The organism is Sneathia sp. DSM 16631 (assembly GCF_014892235.1).
Classification (GTDB): domain Bacteria; phylum Fusobacteriota; class Fusobacteriia; order Fusobacteriales; family Leptotrichiaceae; genus Sneathia; species Sneathia vaginalis.
This window is the reverse complement of the sequence record NZ_JADBHL010000012.1, coordinates 1-23,749: the sequence shown is the minus strand read 5'-3', so window position 1 is coordinate 23,749 and position 23,749 is coordinate 1. Positions and strand designations below refer to the sequence as shown.

26 protein-coding genes are annotated in these 23,749 nt (G+C 27.8%); 2 read left to right on the top strand and 24 right to left on the bottom strand.

Annotated elements, in window-relative coordinates:
• Positions 1-3: 3 nt before the first annotated feature.
• From IMK15_RS05210 to IMK15_RS05095, 24 genes are all read right to left on the bottom strand, one after another.
• Entirely contained in the window at positions 4-984 is a 981-nt protein-coding gene (locus IMK15_RS05210; protein ID WP_192942144.1) for an aspartate-semialdehyde dehydrogenase, read from the bottom strand.
• The gene (gene dapF, locus IMK15_RS05205) at positions 981-1,685 is read right to left on the bottom strand and encodes a diaminopimelate epimerase (protein ID WP_192942143.1); all 705 of its coding nucleotides are present in this window, start codon (positions 1,683-1,685) and stop codon (positions 981-983) included. Before dapF ends, IMK15_RS05210 begins: the two co-directional genes overlap by 4 nt.
• Positions 1,682-2,545 (bottom strand): 4-hydroxy-tetrahydrodipicolinate synthase, encoded by an 864-nt coding sequence (gene dapA, locus IMK15_RS05200; protein WP_046328344.1) that lies wholly within the window; start codon positions 2,543-2,545, stop codon positions 1,682-1,684. Before dapA ends, dapF begins: the two co-directional genes overlap by 4 nt.
• A 9-nt stretch (positions 2,546-2,554) precedes the next feature.
• Entirely contained in the window at positions 2,555-3,751 is a 1,197-nt protein-coding gene (locus IMK15_RS05195) for an aspartate kinase (protein ID WP_046328343.1), read from the bottom strand.
• 4 nt (positions 3,752-3,755) lie between these two features.
• Positions 3,756-5,177, bottom strand: a complete 1,422-nt coding sequence (locus IMK15_RS05190) for a hypothetical protein (RefSeq protein WP_192942142.1) — start codon at positions 5,175-5,177, stop codon at positions 3,756-3,758.
• Complete coding sequence (locus IMK15_RS05185; protein ID WP_192942141.1) at positions 5,174-5,515, bottom strand: hypothetical protein; 342 nt, start codon at positions 5,513-5,515, stop codon at positions 5,174-5,176. Before IMK15_RS05185 ends, IMK15_RS05190 begins: the two co-directional genes overlap by 4 nt.
• A 2-nt stretch (positions 5,516-5,517) precedes the next feature.
• Entirely contained in the window at positions 5,518-6,213 is a 696-nt protein-coding gene (locus tag IMK15_RS05180; protein ID WP_226869218.1) for a class I SAM-dependent DNA methyltransferase, read from the bottom strand.
• On the bottom strand, positions 6,207-7,571 hold the full coding sequence (gene glmM / locus IMK15_RS05175) for a phosphoglucosamine mutase (RefSeq protein WP_192942140.1): 1,365 nt from the start codon (positions 7,569-7,571) through the stop codon (positions 6,207-6,209). Before glmM ends, IMK15_RS05180 begins: the two co-directional genes overlap by 7 nt.
• Positions 7,568-8,134, bottom strand: coding sequence for a helix-turn-helix domain-containing protein (locus IMK15_RS05170; RefSeq protein ID WP_192942139.1), 567 nt, complete (start codon positions 8,132-8,134; stop codon positions 7,568-7,570). Before IMK15_RS05170 ends, glmM begins: the two co-directional genes overlap by 4 nt.
• The gene (locus tag IMK15_RS05165) at positions 8,134-8,361 is read right to left on the bottom strand and encodes a DUF1858 domain-containing protein (RefSeq protein WP_046328337.1); all 228 of its coding nucleotides are present in this window, start codon (positions 8,359-8,361) and stop codon (positions 8,134-8,136) included. The genes IMK15_RS05170 and IMK15_RS05165 overlap by 1 nt, the downstream gene beginning before the upstream one ends.
• 14 nt (positions 8,362-8,375) lie before the next feature.
• Positions 8,376-9,239, bottom strand: coding sequence for a YitT family protein (locus IMK15_RS05160; protein ID WP_046328336.1), 864 nt, complete (start codon positions 9,237-9,239; stop codon positions 8,376-8,378).
• A gap of 173 nt (positions 9,240-9,412) precedes the next feature.
• Positions 9,413-9,667, bottom strand: a complete 255-nt coding sequence (locus IMK15_RS05155) for an NINE protein (protein ID WP_192942138.1) — start codon at positions 9,665-9,667, stop codon at positions 9,413-9,415.
• Positions 9,668-9,821: 154 nt separating this feature from the next.
• Entirely contained in the window at positions 9,822-10,004 is a 183-nt protein-coding gene (locus IMK15_RS05150) for a hypothetical protein (RefSeq protein ID WP_192942137.1), read from the bottom strand.
• Between the two features lie 66 nt (positions 10,005-10,070).
• A complete protein-coding gene (gene mgtA / locus IMK15_RS05145; RefSeq protein WP_226869217.1) occupies positions 10,071-12,809 on the bottom strand; it encodes a magnesium-translocating P-type ATPase in 2,739 nt (912 codons plus the stop codon).
• A 42-nt stretch (positions 12,810-12,851) separates the two neighbouring features.
• A complete protein-coding gene (locus IMK15_RS05140) occupies positions 12,852-13,319 on the bottom strand; it encodes a winged helix-turn-helix domain-containing protein (protein ID WP_192942135.1) in 468 nt (155 codons plus the stop codon).
• An 8-nt stretch (positions 13,320-13,327) separates the two neighbouring features.
• Positions 13,328-15,694 carry a magnesium-translocating P-type ATPase gene (gene mgtA / locus IMK15_RS05135; protein ID WP_192942134.1) on the bottom strand — a complete coding sequence of 789 codons (2,367 nt, stop codon included), beginning with the start codon at positions 15,692-15,694 and terminating at the stop codon, positions 13,328-13,330.
• 2 nt (positions 15,695-15,696) lie between these two features.
• Positions 15,697-16,149, bottom strand: a complete 453-nt coding sequence (locus IMK15_RS05130) for a dihydrofolate reductase (protein WP_192942133.1) — start codon at positions 16,147-16,149, stop codon at positions 15,697-15,699.
• Positions 16,142-16,675 carry a chromate transporter gene (locus IMK15_RS05125; protein WP_192942132.1) on the bottom strand — a complete coding sequence of 178 codons (534 nt, stop codon included), beginning with the start codon at positions 16,673-16,675 and terminating at the stop codon, positions 16,142-16,144. The genes IMK15_RS05130 and IMK15_RS05125 overlap by 8 nt, the downstream gene beginning before the upstream one ends.
• Complete coding sequence (locus IMK15_RS05120) at positions 16,669-17,220, bottom strand: chromate transporter (RefSeq protein WP_046328330.1); 552 nt, start codon at positions 17,218-17,220, stop codon at positions 16,669-16,671. Before IMK15_RS05120 ends, IMK15_RS05125 begins: the two co-directional genes overlap by 7 nt.
• Positions 17,195-18,523, bottom strand: a complete 1,329-nt coding sequence (rmuC, locus tag IMK15_RS05115) for a DNA recombination protein RmuC (RefSeq protein WP_192942131.1) — start codon at positions 18,521-18,523, stop codon at positions 17,195-17,197. The genes IMK15_RS05120 and rmuC overlap by 26 nt, the downstream gene beginning before the upstream one ends.
• A complete protein-coding gene (locus IMK15_RS05110; protein WP_192942130.1) occupies positions 18,510-19,673 on the bottom strand; it encodes a YhjD/YihY/BrkB family envelope integrity protein in 1,164 nt (387 codons plus the stop codon). Before IMK15_RS05110 ends, rmuC begins: the two co-directional genes overlap by 14 nt.
• 8 nt (positions 19,674-19,681) lie before the next feature.
• Entirely contained in the window at positions 19,682-20,869 is a 1,188-nt protein-coding gene (gene thiI / locus IMK15_RS05105; protein WP_192942129.1) for a tRNA uracil 4-sulfurtransferase ThiI, read from the bottom strand.
• Positions 20,844-21,203 carry a hypothetical protein gene (locus IMK15_RS05100; RefSeq protein WP_192942128.1) on the bottom strand — a complete coding sequence of 120 codons (360 nt, stop codon included), beginning with the start codon at positions 21,201-21,203 and terminating at the stop codon, positions 20,844-20,846. The genes thiI and IMK15_RS05100 overlap by 26 nt, the downstream gene beginning before the upstream one ends.
• Before the next feature lie 3 nt (positions 21,204-21,206).
• A complete protein-coding gene (locus IMK15_RS05095) occupies positions 21,207-21,713 on the bottom strand; it encodes an AmiS/UreI family transporter (RefSeq protein WP_046328325.1) in 507 nt (168 codons plus the stop codon).
• A 104-nt stretch (positions 21,714-21,817) separates the two neighbouring features.
• On the opposite strand from IMK15_RS05095, the gene IMK15_RS05090 reads away from it, so the two are divergent.
• A complete protein-coding gene (locus IMK15_RS05090) occupies positions 21,818-22,099 on the top strand; it encodes an HPr family phosphocarrier protein (protein WP_046328324.1) in 282 nt (93 codons plus the stop codon).
• Between the two features lie 13 nt (positions 22,100-22,112).
• Positions 22,113-23,642 carry a S1 RNA-binding domain-containing protein gene (locus tag IMK15_RS05085; RefSeq protein WP_192942127.1) on the top strand — a complete coding sequence of 510 codons (1,530 nt, stop codon included), beginning with the start codon at positions 22,113-22,115 and terminating at the stop codon, positions 23,640-23,642.
• Positions 23,643-23,749 lie beyond the last annotated feature (107 nt).

The following is a 23,749-nucleotide window of genomic DNA, read 5'->3' as shown; positions in this document are numbered from 1 at the left end:
TGCTTATTCCTCCCTTTTTTTTAAAATTTCTTGTGCTATTTCAACTGCATTTGTCGCTGCCCCTTTTCTAATATTATCTGCAACTATCCAAAGATTCAATCCATATTTTACCGAATTATCTCTTCTAATACGCCCAACATATGTTTCATCTTTACCCTCAACTTGTAAAGGAGTAGGGTGAATTTCATTTGAAACAACAACTCCTTTTGCTTTACTTAATCCTTCTATTAGATCTTTTAAGTCAAAATCTTTTTTTAATTCAACATTTACACTTACCCCATGTGAGTATCTAACTGGCACTCTAACACAAGTTGCTGTAACTCTTAAATCTTTTAATCCTAAAATCTTTCTTGATTCATTTATCATTTTTTCTTCTTCTTTTGTATAACCTGAATCTTGAAATTTATCTATATATGGTATTAAGTTAAAAGCTATTTGATCATCAAATTTTTGACTCTTTTCTCCTTTTAGATTATTATCTAAATCATTTAGTCCACCCATTCCAGCTCCTGAAACAGATTGATATGTAGAATATACAACTCTTTCTAAACCATACTTATCACTTAAGTATTTTAATGCTGGCATAACTGTAATAGTAGAACAATTAGGATTAGCAATAATTCCCTTATCTGGTATAGTTTCACTATTAACTTCTGGTACTACTAATGCTTTATCATCATCCATTCTAAAGCAACTACTATTATCTATTACTATTGCACCTTTATTTACAAATTCTTGTGCAAATTCCTTAGATGTACTAGCTCCTGCTGAAAATAGGGCGATGTCTATATCGTTTGCTATATTTTCCTTAGTCAATTCTATTACTGTATATTCCTTATCTTGATATTTTATCTTCTTACCCTTAGATCTTTTAGATGCATAAAGGTATAGCTTATTAATAGGAAAATTTCTTTCATTTAATACCTTCAACATTGTTTGACCAACTAAACCCGTTGCTCCTACTACTGCAACATTTACACTCATTTTATTTCTCCTTCAAATACTTTTTTTGCACTTCCTTGCATATATATACCTTCATCAGTTAAGAATATCTTTAAATCTCCTCCTAATAGATGAACATTAACATTTTTATCTACTAAATTTAATTTATTTGCCACATAAGCACTTGCACAAGCTCCTGTTCCACAAGCAAGTGTTATACCAACACCTCTTTCGTAGGTGTATATGTCTATATTTTCTCTATCTAATATATTAACTAGATTTACGTTTGTGTCATACTTTTTTTGTAATTTAGGACCTATTTCTTTTAAGTATTCTATTCCTTTATTAGATATTATCACCAAATGATTAGTTCCTGTAAATATGTTATAGTATCCATCCTTTATTTCAAGATTTTCTGCCTTACCCATAAATACCTTATACTCACTGCCTACTTTTTCTACTTTTTTTAGGCCAGCTAAAGTATCTATTGTTGTATAATCTAAATTCTTATGATATAGATAATCAGCATAACATCTAATACCATTACCACACATTTTAGCACGACTTCCATCTTGATTAAAAAACTTCATAAATGGTACATTATCTTTAAATTCTTGTATAATTACACCATCTGCACCCACTCCAAAGTGTCTATCACATAAGAAGATTATTGTTTTTTCATCTAGTTCTTCATCTACTATTAGAAAATCATTACCTAAACCTTGATATTTTGTAAATCTCATAAAATCCCCTTAGATTTGAATAGTTTTATTAATTTTTCTCTTGTTTCACTACTTGCCTTAACTAGTGGTAATCTTAAATTATTCTTACATAAATTTAATATGTCCATTGCTTCTTTTATTGTAACAGGATTACCTTCGATAAATAGGTTTCTACTTATATCATATAGGTATTCATGCATTGCTAATTTTTCTTCTCCTTCTAAAGTGAAGAATTCTGAAACTCTTTTTGGTAATATATTAGCTGTAACAGATATTACACCAGTACAACCTATAGCACTCATAGGCATTATTAAATGATCCTCACCTGATAATATATTAAAGTTTGGTCTACATAATTTATGTATTTCTATCATTTGTTCTATACTACCACTTGCTTCTTTTATTCCTATAATATTAGGAATCTTAGATAATTCTGCCACAGTTTCTGGTAAAATATTTACACCAGTTCTACCAGGAACATTGTATATTATTACTGGTAATCCTACTTTTGCCACTTCTTCATAATGTCTCATTAATCCTCTTTGTGTTGGCTTATTGTAGAAAGGACAAGTAACTAATATGCTATCTACATTAAGTTCTCTACATTTTTTAGCTAAGTCTACTGCCTTTTTTGTACAATTTGACCCAGCACCTGCTATGACTTGCACTCTCTTATTAACTGTTTTTACAACAGTCCCAACAACTTTTTCATATTCTTCATCTGTTAAAGTAGGTGTTTCTCCTGTTGTTCCACAAACAACTATACCAGATATCTTATTTTCTATTTGAAATTCTACTAATTCTTTTAATTTTTCATAGTCCACACTTAAATCATCTTTAAATGGTGTTACTAACGCTACGTATGCTCCAAATAATCTCATATTTTTCTCCTAAATATTAAATTTCTTTGCTAATAAGCTGGCTACTTGATTTGATATACTTTCATCTACTATTAATGAAATACTAATTTCTGATGTTGATATTTGGTGAAAGCTCAAATTATTTTCAGACAACACATTAAATATCTTAGCTACTACGCTACCATGTGTCATCATACCTATACCAACTAATGAAACCTTGACAACATTTTTATTTATCAATATCTTTGTATCAGCACTAATTTTTACGCTATCAAATAGTTCTTTTATTAAATTTTCATCTGTTCTAGGTGTAGTAAATGCTATACTACCATTTTCTGATATTACATCATTATGACTTATTATATCTATATTAATTCCTAATTCACTCGCTTTTTGAAATATTGGTTCTAAATTATGTGCATATGTAGGTATACCATCAATTGTAACCATTAAAGTATTAGAATTAACAGATATACCTGTTATTTCTTGATCTTCCATATTGTTTCTCTCCTTAGTTATATTTGTTCCATTCTTTAATCCTAATGTTTTACCTACGTATATAGGGACACCATATTTATATCCTAATTCTATGGCTCTTGGTTCCATAACCCCTGCACCTAAATATGCTAATTCCATCATTTCTTCATAGCTAATATTTTGTATTTTTTTAGCATCACTATATATTCTTGGATCTATTCTGTAAATACCATCTACATCAGTATAAATTTCGCACTTACATTTCAAAACACAAGAAAGTGCAACAGCTGTTGTATCAGATCCTCCTCTACCTAAAGTTGTTACATCTCCTATAGCATTAACACCTTGAAATCCTGCTACTATTACTACCTTATTTTCATCTAAGGCCTTTAATATCTTATCCTTATTAATACTTTCAATAGTATTTTTCATGTGTACGCCTTTAGTTTTAATTTCTAATTGTTCTCCTGTATATGAGACACTTGGTACACCTAAACTATTTAGTGCTATTGAAAGTAGGGCTATAGTTTGATTTTCTCCAGTAGACATCAATCTATCCATTTCCCTTTTATCTGGATTTGAGGTAATTTCATGTGCTAAACTTATTAGCTTATTTGTTGTTTTACCCATTGCTGAAACTACGACAACTATTTGTTCTTTTTTATCATATATCTCTTTTAAACTCTTAGCTATATCTAGTATCTTTTCAGTTGTTGCAACTGATGAACCTCCATATTTATGTACTACCATTTACTTACCTTTCTATTCCCGCTTCTACTATTATGTTTCTAGTTAGCTTTACAGGAATATCATAATAATCAGAATCATCTTTTATTTCTTTTATAGATCTTATACTATATCCCTTGAAAGTTTTTAATTTATCTAAAGCGTTGTATAATGCTTTTTGATATACAGTGCTATCATCAATTTCGTATTTTAAGTCTATATTTTTTATCCCCTTATTAACTAAATCTAGATATATCTTATTAAATTTTTCCATACTATCAACATTTAAGCTTAATACATGATAAACCTTTTTTCTGCGTATTTCTTTTTCGTCTTGTATGATGTTTTTTTCTTTAACAATAACTGTTATACCATGCTTTTTGAATTTGTTAATAGTTTCATTCAATATTTCGTTAACTTTTTTTTCGCTTTTTGCTTTTATAGTCAAACTATCTATATTATTTATTAAATACTCCATATCATTTATTTTACTAGCTTCAAGCTTAATTTGTATATAGTTTTCTGTAGGTATTTTTTCTACTTCTTCATATGTATTATATATTTTTGTTTTAAAATCATATTCCTTAAGCTTATTTAATATTTCATCATTATCAACTGTTATTTGAATATTAACGCTCTTAGGTGTGATATATTCAGTTGCCGTACCATAGATTTTAATACTAGACTTATATTCATCCTTAGCATTATTTGCTAATGTATAAGTTACATTCGCATTTAAAGTTGTTTTCGCATCATCCACTTTAAAGTTACTATTAGAATCTGTTAAATACATTGCCCTATCAAAGTAAATATATCTATTATCCTTCAATTCTTCTATATCTATATTATCTTGTAGTTTATACCCCAATATATTTGCAATTTTTTTTGCTTTTAAATCTGTTTTAGATAATATCTTAGAGTATAGATTGGTAGCATCATTTGATACATACTTTGGATTACTGATATTTCCATTATATTTTTTTAATACATCAAGGATATTATTTATCTTATTCAAATTATCTACTTCAACTAAATACTTTTTATTAATATTACTTTTATCTATATCATATTTTTTCTCTATATCAAAACTTACTAATTTTGCACCTTTAATATCTTTTAAGTCTAATATTAAATCTTGTATAGCTTCCTTTTCTGTTTTAGCAGTTCTTTTCTTATATATGTCATATCCCTTATTTAAAACTATTTTTGCTGTATATGAACCTATTTTTTCTTTTGTATCATTCTCATAATTTAAAAAAGTCAATTTAGAATTCAATAAGTTTAATTCTTTTTGTAGTTTATTTTCTTCTAATTTATCTTTAAATATTACAGATATTAATGCCTTATCATTTGACATCGTTGCAGTATAATTCTCATTCAAACTTAATTTAATTTTTGATGAGAAAGAAATAAAGGATAGTAGTGTAGAAAGTATTGCTATCTTTTTCATTTTTTTGTACCTCCTATTTCTTTAAATAAAGACCAATATCCTGTAAAGATTCCTAATACTATTAAGAATATTAGTATTCCTGGTCTACTTTTATGAAAGCAGTATTTACGCAAGATGTAGTATATGCAAAGAAGTAGTATACAAGGTGATGAAAGTGTGAAGATAAATCCTGTTGCTGTTGATATATATCTTGCAAACTTTGTCTTATTCACCGCTTTTTTTTCATCTCCATCTTCATCATACTTACTTTCATCTTGTTCTACAAATTTAGTATTTTCTATTAAATCTGCAAATTCAGAATCTTTTAATTCATGTAAATTATCAAACTTTTTATCCATATTTATTCTTTCTTAGCTATAACAAATATACGAGAATATCCATACTTAGGATTTTTAGCTACATCATAAAGTACATATCCATTATTATTTAATCCATCAATGACTTCTTCCATTTCGTATATATATTTTTTATGATGTTCATCATATCTAGTATAGATATTTGATTTTTCTTTTTTGAATATACTAATGTCTATACGATGTCTATTCTTTTTTTCTTTTTTATGCGTCCAAATTGCTGTATAGTTTTCTTCTTCATCTAGAAATATATCAGATTCAAATATCTCATCGAATATATCTTCTGTTACTATATCAAAGATTAATATTCCACCCTCATTTTGCATCTTTGAACAATGACTAATGAATTTATTAAAATCTTCTAAATAGTTTACTGTATCAAAGTTACAAGTAATATATTTGAATTTATCTTGTATATATTCTTTTTGTATGTCTAAACACACATACTTAATCTTATCGTTTTTTATTTTCGCATACTTTATCATTTCTTCTGATATATCAAGACCTACTACATCAAACTTATCTTTAAAAAACATACTTGTTATTGTTGCAGTCCCGCAACCTATATCCAATATTTTATCAGGTTTTTTAATGTATTTTCTTAAAAACTTATACCATGAATTATAGTCTACATATTTTGTGAATTCATCATATATACTAGCAAATTCTTTATGCATTAGCATAACTCATTTCTAACTACATCGCTTAATTCTTCTACATACTTATCAACTAATTTTTGTTCTTTAGCTTCAACCATTACTCTTATCAATGATTCAGTTCCTGATGGTCTAACTAAGACTCTTCCAACTCCAGTTAATTCTTCACTAGCCTTCTTTATTGCATTGATTATTGCTTCATTTTCATGCCATGTTAGCTTCTTTTCTTTTGCAACTTGTATATTTTCCATTCTTTGAGGCCATAATGTTATTTTTTCTACTAATTCGCTTAATTTTTTCTTTGATTCTATTACAGCTTGTACTAATTGTATAGATGATAATACACCGTCCCCTGTAGTATTGTGATCTAACATTATTATATGTCCTGATTGTTCTCCACCTAGGTTTAGTGATTGTTGTTGCATCTTTTCTAGTACATATCTGTCACCAACATTTGATCTAACTAATCTTATACCTTTCTTTTGTAGATACTTTTCAAATCCCATATTACTTAATACTGTTGTAACTACTGTATTTGAATTAAGTAGTCCACGTTTTTTAAGATTCATTGCTATTATTGCTATTGTTAAATCTCCATTTATTATATTACCCTTTTCATCAACAGCTATTAATCTATCTGCATCACCATCATATGCAAGACCTATATTAGCTTTGTATAATTTAACCATTTCTTGTAATAGTTCAGGATGTGTTGAACCACAGTTAACATTTATATTCTTACCATTTGGTATATTATTTATTACTATTACATCAGCACCTAATCCTTGGAAAACCTTTGCTGCAACACGGTATGCTGCTCCATTACCTGTATCTATTACTATTCTAAATCCTGCAAACTTTATGTGTGCTGTACTTCTTAAAAATCTTCTGTACATCTTCATATCATCTTCAACGAAGATAAATCTACCTAATCTTTCTGCTGGAACTAGATTTTGCATCATTAATTCCTTATTATCCATGTATCCTTCTAATTCTTCTTCTATTTCATCAGGTAATTTGAATCCATTACTACTAAATATCTTTATTCCATTATCTTTTATTGGGTTATGTGAAGCTGATATCATTACACCTGCATCTACACCCTTTACCCTTGTTAAATAGCTTATACCTGGTGTAGGTAAAACTCCAACAAAGTCAATATTTACTCCCATTGCAGTAAGTCCTGCTGAAAATGCAGAACGTATCATATACCCTGATATTCTTGTATCTGTTCCTAATACTATCTTAGGTTTAACATCCTTATTCTTATTATTCTTGTTTAAATAATATCCTAATGCTAGTCCCAATCTTGTAACAAGTTCAATGTTTAAATCCTTGTTTGCTTCTCCTCTGATACCATCAGTACCAAAATACTTTCTACTCATAGTTTCCTCCTAATACTATATAGTAAAATATACTCTATTGATATATTTTGTAATATTTTTAACTCATCTGTTTCTAATATATATGACTTATCTACTTTTCTTAGCTTTGCTATCTTATTATCGTATATTATATACGCTTCTTTTATCTCTTCATCTTCATATTTTTTAAAGACTAATACATCACCTTTTTTAAAATCAAATAAGTCATATTCTAGTGTAATAAAAAGACTTAAATCAGTTAATGCTCCAAATATCTTTCCTCTGTTTGAGTAAATTCTTTCTTTTTCATTACCTTTTAAGCCTTCCTTCGTCATTTTTTTATTTATTATGTTATAGTAAACTTTTTTTGTTCTTAATTCTTCATATTTTCTTATATTCTTTTCATCTTCACTTGTTATACCAAGAGATATTATTAATTTATACAAGAGTTTTGAAGATGGTTTCTTCTTATCACTTAAAATATTGCTCAAATATTGTGGGCTTATACCTAAAAGCTTTGAAAAATCATCTCTTTTTATCTTACCTTTAATATATTGTTTTAAAATATTACCCGTTGTTTTCATTAATAATCTAATTCTCCATTTTCTTGCATTTCGATTAACATATTTATTTCGTCTATAACTATATCTGGATCTAAGCCATGTACAGCTATACCATCATAAACTGTTTCCATTTCAGAAATGAAACAACCAGAACATCCTAATCCATAACGCATTAAAACTTCTGCTATTATTGGGTATTTTTCAACCGCTTCTAATATATTCATATCTCCTGTTACTCTTTTTTTCATTATATTCACTCCCTTTAAATAGGATCAAGATGAAATTTACCATAAAAGTCTTCAGTTTTGTATATGTTGATAATAGCATTGCTATCTATATTCTTTATTACATTAACAACTTCTGCTACCTCATAAGAAGATACGACTGCATATAGGATACCATATTCCTTATTTGAATAACCACCTATACCTTTTGCTTTTGTTATACCATGGTGTATTATTTTCATATAGTCTGATATTATTTCATCTGGATATGCAGTAATTACTTGAATTGTAACCCTTGCATATCTTGTGTAAAATTTTGAGATTGTATATGTTGTCACAAATTGAAATATTAACGAATATCCTGCTCTATCCCAACCAAATAAGAAACCTAAAATTATTAAAAGCAATGCATTAAATACAAATATATACTCCCATATTGCCTTATTTATCTTATTCGAAACATATAGAGCGATAAAATCTGTTCCACCTGTTGAACCACCAGCTTTTAGTGCCATAACTATTTGTATTCCATACACAAATGCCCCTACTGTTATATTTAAAATAACGGAGCTAAAAAATGGTTTAAAATCAAATATCATTAAACACACTGAAGCACTTAAAATCTGCAGTAAAGATAATATAGTAAATCTTTTACTAATAGCTTTAGCACAAATTACAGCTACTGGTAAATTTAACACTATCAAAAAGAATGAAACCGATAAATTTATATGTATCTTTTCAAGTCCCATATGTAGTAACAGTGCTAATCCTGTAAATCCCATAGAAATTAACCCAGATGGCCTCATCATAGACTCTATAATATATGCCTGGATTATTCCTGAGCCTATAGTTAACAATATACTTACTATTAACCTTTTCTTTTCATTTGCTTTATTTTTCATCACATCACCTTTTTGTCAATATATAATATTATACTACAAAAAAAATTGTTTTTCTACAAAAAAATAGCTAGATAAAACTAGCTATTTGAGGCAAAGAAAATATAGAAAGAGAAAAAATCCCCCAAAATGTTGAGAGATTTTTCAAAGAAACTTTGCAACAGACCTTTATTTAATTATTCTATATTTCCATATTTATTAGATGGTTTACTTGCAGCCATTATTATTTGTATAATTATAACTATTCCTTCAATAAATAATATTACTCCACCTATTATTAAAGGTACTGTCAACCACCCTATAATAGTTATTAAAATAAATAATATCCCTTGAATAGGTTTTTTCGCTATAAAGCTATGTACCCCAAGACTTCCTAAAAACAATGCACATAGAATGTATGCTAACTTACTGTAACCTTTAATTTCTTCCATCTTTTTCTCCTTATTTTTAAAAGTTATATTAGTATTTTACTAATAAAATCGAATTATGTCAATATTTTTTTAGTATTTTTTTATATCAGCTTATAACTAAGTATATTTATAATGGCATCATTAAGGTTAGTGTTAACTTTATATATTTCAATATTTATTTACTTTTCTTACCATATTCATTTACTGCCCACATTAAATCTGCTCCAACTTTCTGCCAATCACTTTTTAAAGTTTTTGCATCATTTTTATTAAATCTTGAAGGAAATTTTTTTATAATATCTGTATTTTTACAATTCCAATCAAATAATTTATCTAATTTTTTTATAATTTCTTTCATTTTCACCACTCTCTCAAGTATACAACAATTTTACCTTTAATTTAAAATTATTTCAATAATAATATTTTACAATAACCTATTATAGTGTTTAACATAAAGTTTTTTTATTACTGTTGCTAAAATCATATATACAATTATACAAGGTATTAAGTATAGGAAATAGTCAAATGGTAAGTTAGTAAATCCTAAATATGCTCCAAGTTTTGTAAATGGTATTATTGTTAATAGTAATATACCTGATAATGTTAGTGTTGTAACTGGGAAAGATGCTCTACTTTGTATAAACGGCAATTTTATTGTTCTTATCATATGTATTACAAGACTTTGACTCCACATAGATTCAACAAACCAACCTGTTTGGAATAAAGCTATGTATCCTAATCTTACTACACTTAATTGTGTGCCATGATACACACTAGATAAATTATGGAATAAAACACCATTTGAAACAACTAATGGGCAAAGTACAAAATACATAAATATATATGTTGTAATATCAAATATTGAGCTTATAGGCCCTATCCATAACATAAATGTTTTTATTGATTTTGCTTCCCATTGGCAAGGTTTATCTAATAATTCTTCATCTACATTATCCCAAGGTATTGCAGTACAAGATAAATCATATATTAAATTTAATATTATTAAATGCAAACTTTCCATAGGTAAAAATGGTAACATTGTTGAGGCTACTAATACAGATAACATATTACCAAAATTAGAAGACGCCGTTATCTTTATATACTTTATCATATTTGCATAAGTTTTTCTTCCTTCAAGTATACCTTTTTCTAATACTCCTAAATCTTTTTCAAGTAATATTATATCAGCTGATTCTTTTGCAATATCTACTGCCGTATCAACAGATATACCTATATCTGCTGCTTTCATAGCTGCAGCATCATTTATTCCATCTCCTAAAAATCCTACAACATGACCATTTTGTCTTAGCATACTTACTATTCTAGTTTTTTGTTCTGGGCTTAATTTTGCAAATACATCTGCAACTTCAACAGCAATTTTAAGTCTTTTATCATCCATTTGTTCAATTTCACTACCTAAAAACATATTAGTTATTTTCAAACCAACTTGTTCACAAACAGTTCTAGTTACAAGATCGTTATCTCCAGTTAAAACTTTTGTAGAAACACCATGTTTTTTTAATGCCTTTATAGCAGCTTCAGTTGATTCTTTAGGTGGATCTAAGAATGCTAGATAACCTATTAAAATCATATCTTCTTCTTCATTTAATTTACCTTCATTCTTTTTAGCTAATGCTAAAACACGGAATCCTTTTTTATTCAATTCATCTACGGTGCATAAGATTTTTTCTTTTAATTTTTCTGTTATTTCTTTTACTTCTCTTTTTTCTTCCACATATTTACAAACTGATAACATTTCTTCAACAGCTCCCTTTGTAACCATTTTTATCTTACCAGTCTTCATATTTTTTACTACAGTTGATAGTCTTCTTCTTTTAAAATCAAAAGGAATTTCATCTATTTTTTCATAATTTTCAGATAAATCTTCTAAATTTTTATCTTGATTTTCCAATTCTTCTGTCTTTTTTATTATCGCTAAGTCCATAAGGTTTTTGTAACCTGTTTGGAAGAAACTATTTAAATATGCATATCTTAATACTCTAACATCATCAATACCTTCTATGTTATAGTAATATTGCAATACAACTTTATCTTGAGTTATAGTTCCAGTTTTATCAGTACATAAAATATCTATTGCTCCAAAATTTTGTATAGAGTTAATATTTTTTACTATGGTATTTTTTTTACTCATAGATACAGCCCCTTTTGCAAGGCTTGTTGTAACTATCATAGGTAACATTTCTGGTGTTAAACCTACGGCTATTGAAATACCAAATAGAAAGGCTGACACCCAATCACCTTTTGTAATTCCGTTTATTATAAATACCAAAGGGACCATAAGTAACATAAATTTGATTAATAACCAACTTACAGAGTTTACTCCCTTAGTAAAGTTAGTTTCTACAGCTTCTTTAGCAACTGCACTAGCCATAGCACCAAATAGTGTATTATCTCCAACATTTACAGCTACAGCTGTTGCTGAACCTGAAATTACATTAGTGCCCATATACGCTATATTCGTATATTCTGTTATACTTCCGTTATATTCATTTACTTGTGAAAACTTTTCCACTGGTCCACTTTCACCAGTTATACTAGATTGATTAATAAATAAGTCCTTAGCTTCTATTAGTCTTAAATCTGCAGGTATCATATCTCCAGCTGATAAATGCACTATATCCCCAACTACTAATTCATCAAGTGGTATTTCAACTTTCTTTTGTTCTTTTCTTGTTACTGTACAAGTAGTTGTAATCATGGATAATAGTTTTTCTGCTGCATTACCACTTCTAGATTCTTGTATAAATCTTAAAGTACCTGATATTATTATTAGTATAATAATTATACTAACAGTAAAGTAGTTAAGATCTTGTTTATTACTTCCAAATAAATTGAAATATGGAAACACTATATCTGTCATACTAGAAACAATTGCTATACAAAGTAATATTGCTGTAAATGGATTAATAAATGCTTCTATTATTCTTTTTAATAAAGATTTTTTCTTTTCTTTTGTAACCTTGTTAACTCCATTTAAGCTTCTACTTTTTTCTACACCTTCTTGATCTAAACCAGTAAGTACTGCTTCTAGACAATTTAATGTTTCAATTATTGAGTGTGTTGCACAAAAATGTATTCTTTCGCTCTTAGTCTTCTTTTCCATCTTATCCCTCCTTTTTTCTATTACACTATTATTGTACAAAAAAAGCAAGAAATATGTTATGGCTAAATTCTTGCTATTTTCTTACTTTTCATTAAATTTGTAACCTATACCCCAAATAGTTAAAATGTACTTAGGATTATCAGGATTATCTTCTATTTTCTTCCTTATTTTCCGTATAAATGCCATTATATTACTATCATCCATTAAATAGTCATCAGCCCAAACTGCTGTATATATTTGTTCTTTTGTAAAAACTTCTCCCCTATTTTTAGCTAGGAATAATAGTATATCAAATTCCTTAGGTGTTAAAAATATTTCTTCATCTTTTTTTAATATCTTTCTTGCTATAGGGTAAATAGATAGGTCATGTATTTGTAATACACCATTATTTCTTTTTTCGCTATCCTTTTTTTCAATAACCAACATTTGTATATCTTCGGATAATAAGTTTTTTAGAGATTCTATTAATACATTGGTATTTTCATATTCTTCAATTATTTTTTCTATAGTTAGACTATCTATTATTAAATGTTCTATATTTTTTTTCATAAGTCCTCCTATAATAACTTCTTGTATTTTCTTACATAAAAGATTTTAAAAATGGTTACTAAAATCATATATGATAGAACTATTACTGCTAAGAATATGTAATAACTAAGTGGCAATGTAGTAAATCCTATCAAATTACCCAAAGGACTTATAGTTAATAGACTTAGTAATATTAATCCACTTATTGTTGTAAACATTGCTAATTTTGATGGTTTACTTTGAATAAATGGTATTTTTTCTGTTCTTAAAAGATGTAATATTAAAACCTGTGTCCATAATGTTTCTAAAAACCATCCAGTTTGACATATACTTACAACTTGTTTGTAATTAGTCCCTGCTACACTTGGTGCTAATATTTTGTATAAGAAGAAGAAAGTTAATATATCAAATATCAAACTTAAAGGTCCAAAATATATCATAAATCTTTCTAATGTCTTACCTGACCATTCTAGTGGCCTTTTGATTAATTCTTTATCTACATTATCCCAAGGTAGAATTAAGCATAGTATGTCGTATAATGTATTAACTAAAAGAATTTGCACAGAAGTTATAGGGTAAAATGGTAAAAATATACTAGCACAAACTATTGCACAAATATTTCCAAAATTAGATGATGCTGTTATCTTAATATATTTAACCATATTTACAAAGGCTTTTCTTCCTTCTATTATACTATCTTCTAATATATTTAAGTCCTTTTTCAATAACACAATATCTGCACTATCTTTTAAAGCTGTTACAGCATTATCCACAGATATACTTACATTAGCTTTCAACTGAGCTGGTAAATCATTCATACCATCTCCTAAAAATCCTACAAAGTGTCCATTTTTTTGTAAAATTTCCACTATTTTTGCCTTATGTTTAGGGCTTAATTCTACGAAAATATTAGTAGATTCTATTGTAGTATATACATCATCACCCTCTAGCTTATCTATCTGTTCTCCTGTTAGTACCTTATTACATTTTATACCTATTCTTTTGCATACTGCTATGGTTGTTCCTTTATTATCACCCGTTAAGATTCTAATATCTATATTCAAATTATTTAGTTTAGATATTGAGCTAGTTGCACTACTTTTTGGAGCATCAAAGAATGAAATATATCCTAACAATATGTAATCATCCTCATCATCTATGTATGTTTTATTTGTTTTTTTATAGCAAATAGCTAAGACTCTCATTCCATCTTCTGTCATCTCATCTACTATATGTCTTACGCTTTCTTGCTTATCATCTTCAATTTTGATTATTTTACCTTTATATTCAATATATGAACATTTTTTTAATATTTCCTTATATGCCCCTTTTAAAATTATCAAGTCATTTACTTGAACGCTAGCATATTTTTTCTCATTATTAAAAGGTATTTCATCTATCTTATTATACTCATTAACTAATTTTTTTAAATGTGCATTTTCACACTTTAAGACTGCTCTATCTAAATGATTTTTTGCACCCGTATGATAGTAGCTATTTAAATATGCAAAGTCTAGTACTTTTTGTGATTCATTACCTAAAATATCTAGATAATATTCTAGTATAACTTCATCTTTTGTTAGAGTACCAGTCTTATCTACACACAATACATCCATACTCCCTAAAGCCTGCATTGCATTTATATTTTTAACTATAGTTTTTTTCTTGTATAAGCTACTACTTGCCTTGGCTAAACAAGCAGATATTACCATAGGAAGTAATTCTGGTGTCAATCCTATAGCAACGGATAATGAAAATACAAATGCTCTTAACCAAAGGCCCTTAGTTATACCTAGAATAAGAAAAACTATTGGTAGTAATATTGCCATAAATTTTACTAGTACTATAGAGATTGATTTTGCACCTTCGTCAAAACGTCTTTTCTTAACTACATTATTAATTGCTAAGTTACCATATACTGTAGACTTACCTAGGGCAATAACCTTAGCTACTGCTCTACCTCCTACTACACTAGTACCTGAAAAAGCTGTATTAGTAGCATTTTTTTCTACTATGCCACTCTCACCAGTTATAACGGACTGGGACACAAAAAAGTCTGATGTTTCTAACAATTTTACATCAGCTGGTATTCTATCCCCTGCTTCTAATACAATCTTATCATCTAATTTTAGTTGCTCCGAACTTATTTCTATAACCTTATCATCTTTTAATACTTTAACTTTTGTATTAACTAACTTTAATAACTTGTCTGTTATTATCTTTGCTCTTAATTCTTGAGTAAAATGTATTAGTCCACTTAATAGTATGACTAAGAATAAGAAGATTTTTTGTGTTAAAGATGAAAGCAATGCCAAACAAAAAAGTATAGTTGAAAATGGAGTTACAAAAGATCTAAAAATATATGATGAAATTCTTTTATTTACATTCTTTCTCATAACTACTCCATTTTTTCATATACTCTATACTCAAAGCCTGTTTTTTTCTCGCTATATTTTAACTTAAACTTATCCTCATATTCTGGAAAATATGTGTCTGCATCTTCATATGCTTTATCTATATAGCTAATATGTAATTCAGATACATAGTCTAGTGTTTGTTCATAAATACTTTGTCCGCCTATAATATATGCATCTGTATTTTCAGATAAACATTTTTTTAAATCGTTATATATTATGACACCTTCAATTTCTATATCCTTATCACAAATCACTATATTTTTTCTATTTGGTAGAGGTCTACCTATGCTAAGATATGTATTATATCCCATAATTACAGTTGAATTTTTAGTTAAATTTTTAAAATGTTTCAAGTCCTCTGGTAAATGCCATAACAACTTATTTTCTTTACCTATCTCTCTATTTTTACCTGTTGCCACTATTATTTTAAGCATGAATTAATACTCCTAAAAAACCTATAATTCCTGAAAAAACAATTAATTTTATTAAATTAACTCCCTTGTAGTACAAAATTAAACCTAGTACAAATACTAATATTGTAATAACATTAATATTTTCAAAAACAGCTGATTTTGCTAAGTCTATACTTGTTACTGCTATTAGAGCAACTATTGTTATTGATATACCTTTTAACATAAACTTAACATATTTGTTATCTGTACCTATAACTTTTAAAAATATTGTTAATATTATTATTTGTGGTGTTACAACACCTAATGTTGCTATTATAGCACCTGGTAATTTTCCAATAGTCAATCCCACAAATGTTGCTGAATTTATTGCAATAGGACCTGGTGTCATTTGAGAAATAGATACAATGTCCAACATGGTTTTTGCATTTATCCACCCATGTTTATTAACAATATATTCTTGTATTAATGGTAGTGCTGCATAACCACCACCAAAGGCAAATAATCCTATTTCAAAAAATACGAAATATAGTTGTAAATATATTAACATCTTCTAATCCCTTCTATTAAACCTATTACTGCTGACACTACTAATAATATTGCAAGCTTAATTTTAAAGAAATAGCTTAGAATAAACATTATTACTAGTAATGGAATAAACTTATATTCCACTTTTTTTATCATCTTAATTACAGTAACTACCAGTATTGCACTAACCATAGCACCCACTGCTTGTAATATTGCTTTTATGTATATGTTGGTTATAAAGCTATGATAAGCTATTGAAATCAACGAAATAATTACAAGACATGGTAAAACAGAAGCTAATACTGCAGTAATACCACCTAATATTCCTCTTAACTTATACCCTACCAAATATGATGTAGATATTGCAAGAGCTCCTGGAACACTAGCTGATAATGAAACACAACTCATCATCTCTTCTTCACTCATAGCATTTAAGTTCTCTACAAATTCTTGTTTTATAATAGGAACTATTGTGTAACCTCCACCAAAGGTAAAAGTATTAATTTTAAGTAAACTTACAAAAATTTTAAATAATGAAATTTTATTGTGCTGTGTTAATTTTTTCAAATTTATCTCCTATTTTCTTACTTGTTGTACTTAACTCCTTCATATCTTTTTCTATTTTTTCAAAATCTTTTATAAGGGTAGTCCAACGCTCTTTATATCTTTTAAATTCTGGTGCTAAAATCCTCAAACTTTCATAAAGATTTTCAGCATTTTCATTCTTTTCTATATTTATTATTGACAACTGTATTGTTGTAGCTATTGCCATTAATGTTGTTGGAGATGCTATCCACACCTTCTTTTCATATGAATAGTTAATAAGTTCTGGGCAACTAGATAAAATATATATGTATACTGCCTCAGAAGGTATAAACATAATAGCTTGATTTAAGTTTTGAATTACAACATATTTATTAGATATATCATCTATATGTTTTTTTACATCATCTACAAAACTCTTTCTAGCATCAAGCCCTTCTTGTATTCTATTAAAATTTTCCAATGGAAACTTAGAATCTATTGGTAATAACCCTAGAGGTTCTCTAGAAAAGATAATAGCATCTACAACCTTTTTTTCTTTCATTGCGTATTGTAGATCATATAGTTTTCCTTTTTCACCAAATACATTGTATAAAATTTGTGATAGTTGAACTTCACCAAAATTACCTCTAAGTTTCTTATCAGTAAGAACTTTTTGTAATTCTAAAACATTTTGTGATAATTTATCTATATTTTTCTGTGCTTCATCTATTTTAGATAAACGTTCTAAAACTGATGCGAAAGTTTCATTAGATTTTTTAAATCCTTCTTTTAGACTTTCTTCTAATTTTAAACTTACTATCTCTTTAAAATTATTTATACTATCCTTAGTATTTTTATCTAGTTTATTACTTTGTTCTAATTTCTCCTCTACTCTTTTTAGAAGTGTATCTAGGTTTTTATATATCTCATTCCGTATTTCTTCTTTAAAACTTGTAATATTTTTTGAATTTATATCTAACTTTTCAATATTCTTATTTATCAATTCATCAATATTCTTATGTATATCTTCTTTAAAAGCAGTCATATTTTTAACTATATCAAGACTTATGCTATTAGAATCTTTTAATTTATCTTCTAATTTTTTTGTAAGATTATCCATATTATTATCAATAGTTTCTCTAGCATTATCTTTGAATAAATTTAGTTGTTCTATAATATCCTTTTTATTATCAAAAATATTTTTAGTTATTCCTTCTTTTATTTCATTGTTCTTATCGACTATTTTTTCTGTTATCTCATACTTTAAGTCCTTCTTACTATTGATATATATTAAATATGCTAAAAGTAAAATTACAACGAAAAGCATCAAGCTAATTATTAGCATTTTTCTCCTTCCATACATCTTTTATTAAAGTATCAACTGGATATTCCTGATAAAGTTGTATATTTGTAAGAGTTTTAGAATCTTTCTTTTCAAATTTTTCTAATACGTCTTTTATAGTAATATTTTCTGGATTAATATTTACTTGATAAAAAAGCGTTCTTCTTTCAAGCTTAACAACATATCCCATATTTTCAAGGCATCTAAGTGTGTGTAAAATTAATTGTATGTTTATACCCAATTTATCACTTATTTGCTTTACAGAATATGGATTCTTATTCTCAAAGAATCTATTTACTATTAAAGCATATACCTGTATACATAGGCTTTTTTTGCTCAAGATATTTATCTTATTCTCAAAGCTAAAATCTTTGCTATCTAAAATATATGTTAACTGTACGCCTGTTAGAACTATTATCCATAAATATCTGACCCAAACAAGAAATAGTGGTACAAATGCCAAACTTCCATATATTGCATTGTATTTTGATATGCTATTTTGTACGAACCCATAAAAATTACTAAGTATTAATAAGGTTAATATTACTGTTGTTGCAGATATAACAGAAGATTTTAAACTTACATATGTATTAGGCACTGCGTAATACATAAAGGTTACTATACTTATCATAATTAAAAGTTTTAATATATTCATTATAACTATAGTAAAAACCCCTATTTTACTAAATGATGATAGAATTTGTAATATCTTATCATTTGTACCTATTAGTAGTAGTAGTATTATGGGAATAATAAATATTATTGCAATGTAGTTTATTATCCTTCTTGATAGATTTCTGTTTTCCCTAACTTGCCATACAATATTTATTGATTTTTCTAATATCATTAACAAGTTAATTACTGACCATAATATAATAACCAAACCAACACCTGATAATACACTAGAATTTAATGATTTTATCAACTTTTCTGCAACTTCTAGTATATAGTTCAACTGTGTTTCAGAACTTGGTACATATTCTTTTAACCTATTAACTAAGAGTCTATCTAGTCCAAATCCTTTTGATAGTCCCATAACAACAGCAACTAGGGGGAATATAGAAATGAAAGAAACATATGTTAAATTCGTTGCTAAATCCCCTATTTTTGCATTAACAAAATTTCTCAATAATAACTTAATAATCTTCTTCATTTCTACACCTATCTAACTATTACCATTTCTTTATTCATGTATATTTCATTCATTATTTCATCATAATTTTCTATTTTTGCTTCTTCCCTTAAAACATCTTCTATTTTAGGATTAGTAACAGGATGTTTTGGTGCAAACATACTACATGAGTCTTCATAAGGTTCTATTGACTTTTCATATGTCCCTATTTCACTAGCTTTTTCCATTATTTCTATCTTATCTTGTCCTATTAATGGTCTAAATACTGGTAAGTCTACACTAGCATTAGTACATGTAAGTCCACACAATGTTTGTGATGCTACTTGTCCCAAACTTTCACCTGTAACCAATGCCTTATATTCATTTTCATTTGCCAGTCTTTGTGCTAACTTCATCATACATCTTCTTGTTAAAATAGTAGTATAGTCTACATTCGTATATTTTTTTATAGCATCTTGCATTTTTAATATGTTCATCTTGAAAAATGCACTAGCCCCATTATATTGTGTTAATATACGTACTAATTCTTCTATCTTATCTAATGCCTTTTGTGATGTAAATGGGAAGCTGTGAAATGTTACATAAGACATTTTCATTCCTCTTTTTGCCATTAAAAATGAGGCAACTGGACTATCTATACCTCCTGAGATAAGCGATAGTCCATGTCCTGCACTTCCTAGTGGTAAACCTCCATAGGCTTTTCTTTTTTCTGTATATACATATACATCTTTTCTAATATCTACATAGATTAATAGGTCTGGATCTTTCATTTTTACATCAGTAAATTTTGAATTTACTAATATGTGACCACCTAATTCTTTTGCAAAATCTATAGAGTTTATTGGAAAAGTCTTATCTGCTCTATTTACTTCTACTTTAAAATTCTTTGCTCCATTATCGTATACTTCATTTGCTACTTCTAAGACTTTTTCCTTTATTTTATCTATATCTTTTTCTACTTTTTCAGTTAAAAATAGGCTGTTTATACCAAATACATTCTTTATTGCTTCCAATACTTCTTTTGCATTACCCTTAGGTAAAAGTATAAACTCTTTTGACATATCATTTGATAAAGTAGTTTCAAAAGATAAATTATTTAATTTATTCTTAAGTCTTTTCTTTATGTTTCTCTCAAATGTGCCTCTATTTTTACCTTTTAAAACTAATTCACCATATCCTAAACCTATGGCATCAATCTTCGTAATATTTATGTTCATTTTTTAGCCTTTCTACAAACTCTTTGCTCAAGTGTTTTTTGTACTTTCTCTTCATTAAAAATCTATACATTTTATCTACACAAGGTCTTTGAAGAGCTATAATCAAAATTAAAACTATAATACCTAAAATAAGGCTTACTGTTTCATTAGGTATACGTATTAATACGTGAAATAAAATAAAGACTATTATAACCAAAAGAACTGTATATATTAATAGTGCATTTCTAAGTATTCTGCTTCTAACTTTTCTTACTTTCTTCAAAGTTTCACTATCTATATATCTATGTTTTAACTCTTCTGTTGCAACAAAATATTCTAATTCGTAATCATTCATATATTACCAACTCCATAGACCTAATAAAATTAATAATCCTGGAAGCCATCCTGTAAATATACCTTCAGCTATTGCAACATATGATGAAAACTTACCTAAACTCTTATTCAAACTACATTCAACAAAACCTAAGAACCAGAAGAATGCCCAAGCTATCCATATTAAAAGTGCATATAAATTTGCTTTATCAAGATATGCTGCTATTAATGCGTTAATACATACGAATAGGCAAAAATATCCAAATGGTCTTACATCTAATGAAAATACTGTATTTGCAAATAGGAAAAAGTATGTTATTGCGAATAAGAATCCTACTGCTGGTCCGAAAAATGAAGTACTTTGTGCTCCACTTGTTACTAAAAGTACGGCTGATACTACATTAAAGAAAAATATTATACAACCACAAATTAAGTTTAATACAGCTGTTGCTTTTTTATCAAACCCTATTACTCCTGCTAATCCATTATTTATTAAAACTAGCCCTACATAAATCAAAATTAAACCAAACATGATTTACCTCCTTATTTTTAGTAACCCTATTATACCACACAAAAAACAAATTATAAATTGCATTTTATACTATTTTAGTATATAATGTTATTTAAGGTGAAGTTATGAAAAGTATTAAATTAAAAATTAAGAACGAACAAGGTCTTCACGCAAGACCATCAACTAAATTTGTTAATTTTACCGAAAATTTCAATGGAGATATATCAGTAATCGCTAACGGTGAAAGGGTGGACGGTAAAAATATTATGGGTCTTATGCTTTTATCATTAGGTTTAGGCGATGAGTTTGTTGTAGAAGCCAATTCTATAACTGGAAATGAAAAAGATGAAATTGATATTTTAAGTAAATTGAAGAATCTAGTAGAAGTCTTGAAATTCAATGAGTAAGGAGAATTATTTTATGAGCGATATGAGTTTTGAACAACTATTAAACGACTACCTTCCAGGGGACTATAAATCTGGAGCAGTAGTTGAAGCTACTATTACAAGAAAGGATGTTGATTATTCTTTTCTAGATATTAGTAGTAAACTAGAAGGGAGAATCAGATCATTTGAAATAAGCGACTTGAATGTTGGTGATAAAGTTTCTGTACAAGTCATCAGAACTGAGGAAGACTTCGTAATAGTATCTAAATTAGCTCTTGATAGAGTTCGTGAACTTGAAAATTACAATGTTTCAGATGTAGTTTCAGGAACTGTTATTAAACAAATCAAGGGTGGATATAACGTAAAGGTTAAGAATGTTAATGCCTTCTTACCACTTTCACTTTCAGGTGCAAAAGGAAATGAAATTGTAGGTAAAACTTTTGATTTCTTAATTAAAGAAAAAACAAAGAAGGGAATCACATTATCTAGAACTGACCTAGCGAGAAAAGAAGTTTTAGACTTCATTAACACTTTACAACTTGGTGATGTTGTTAAGGCTAAAGTAAAAGAAATACTTGATTTTGGTGCTATACTTGAATTAGGTCCTACTACAGGTCTATTACACATATCTGAACTAAGTTGGGGACAAACAAAAGATATTAAATCTGTTCTTTCAGTTGGACAAGAAGTAGAAGTTAAAATTATTGAATTAAATAAAGAAAAAGCTAAAATTAAATTTAGTATAAAGCAATTAACACCAGATCCTTGGCTTACAACTAGAGAAAAATACAAGGTAGGAGAAAAGAGAACTGGAGTAGTAAAAGAAATACTTGATTTTGGTTTAGTAATTAACATAGATGGTACAAATGATGAAGGATTCATGCACATCTCTGATATTAATTACAGAAAATTCTTTAAACTAGATAAAAACTTTAAAGTTGGAGATAAAATTACTTTTGTTATTGAACAATTAAATGATGAAAAACAAAGAATATCTCTTAGTGCAAAAGCTATTTTAGATGAATTATGGGAAAACATTGATGATATTATCAGCGTAGGAGATATAGTTAAAGGTAAAGTCCTATTTGCTCAAGACTATGGAATGTTTGTTGAAATGGATAATAGATTAGAAGCATTTATTCGTAGAAATGAATATGCATGGACTAAGAGTGAATTAACTGTATTCAACGAAAATGATGAAATTGAATTCAGAATTATAGATATAGACAAAGAAAACAAGAAAATATCTGGTTCTATAAAAGAAATGTACATCTCACCTTGGGTTGAAGCTATGGAACAATACAAGGTTGGACAAGTTCTAGATTTAACTGTTACAGATAAACTTGAAGGTGGTCTATTAGTTGAATTAACTGAAAGATTTAAAGGTTTAATACCTCAAAGAGAAGTTGTTGGTGATTACAAAGTTGGTGATACAATAACAGCAACTATAATCGATTCAAATGAAAAGAAATCATCTATCATCCTTTCTGAAAAAAGAGTTAAAGAAAACGAACAAAAATCAGAAATGAATGAATTAATGAAAAAATATGGTGCAAACGAATAGTTAACTATAAAGAAAAAGTGTCAAATTACTTTGTACTGACCCCAAAAAGTTGGACAAATAATTTAACTTACTAATAAGGATTGATTTCTGTAAGAAGCAGGAGTTAA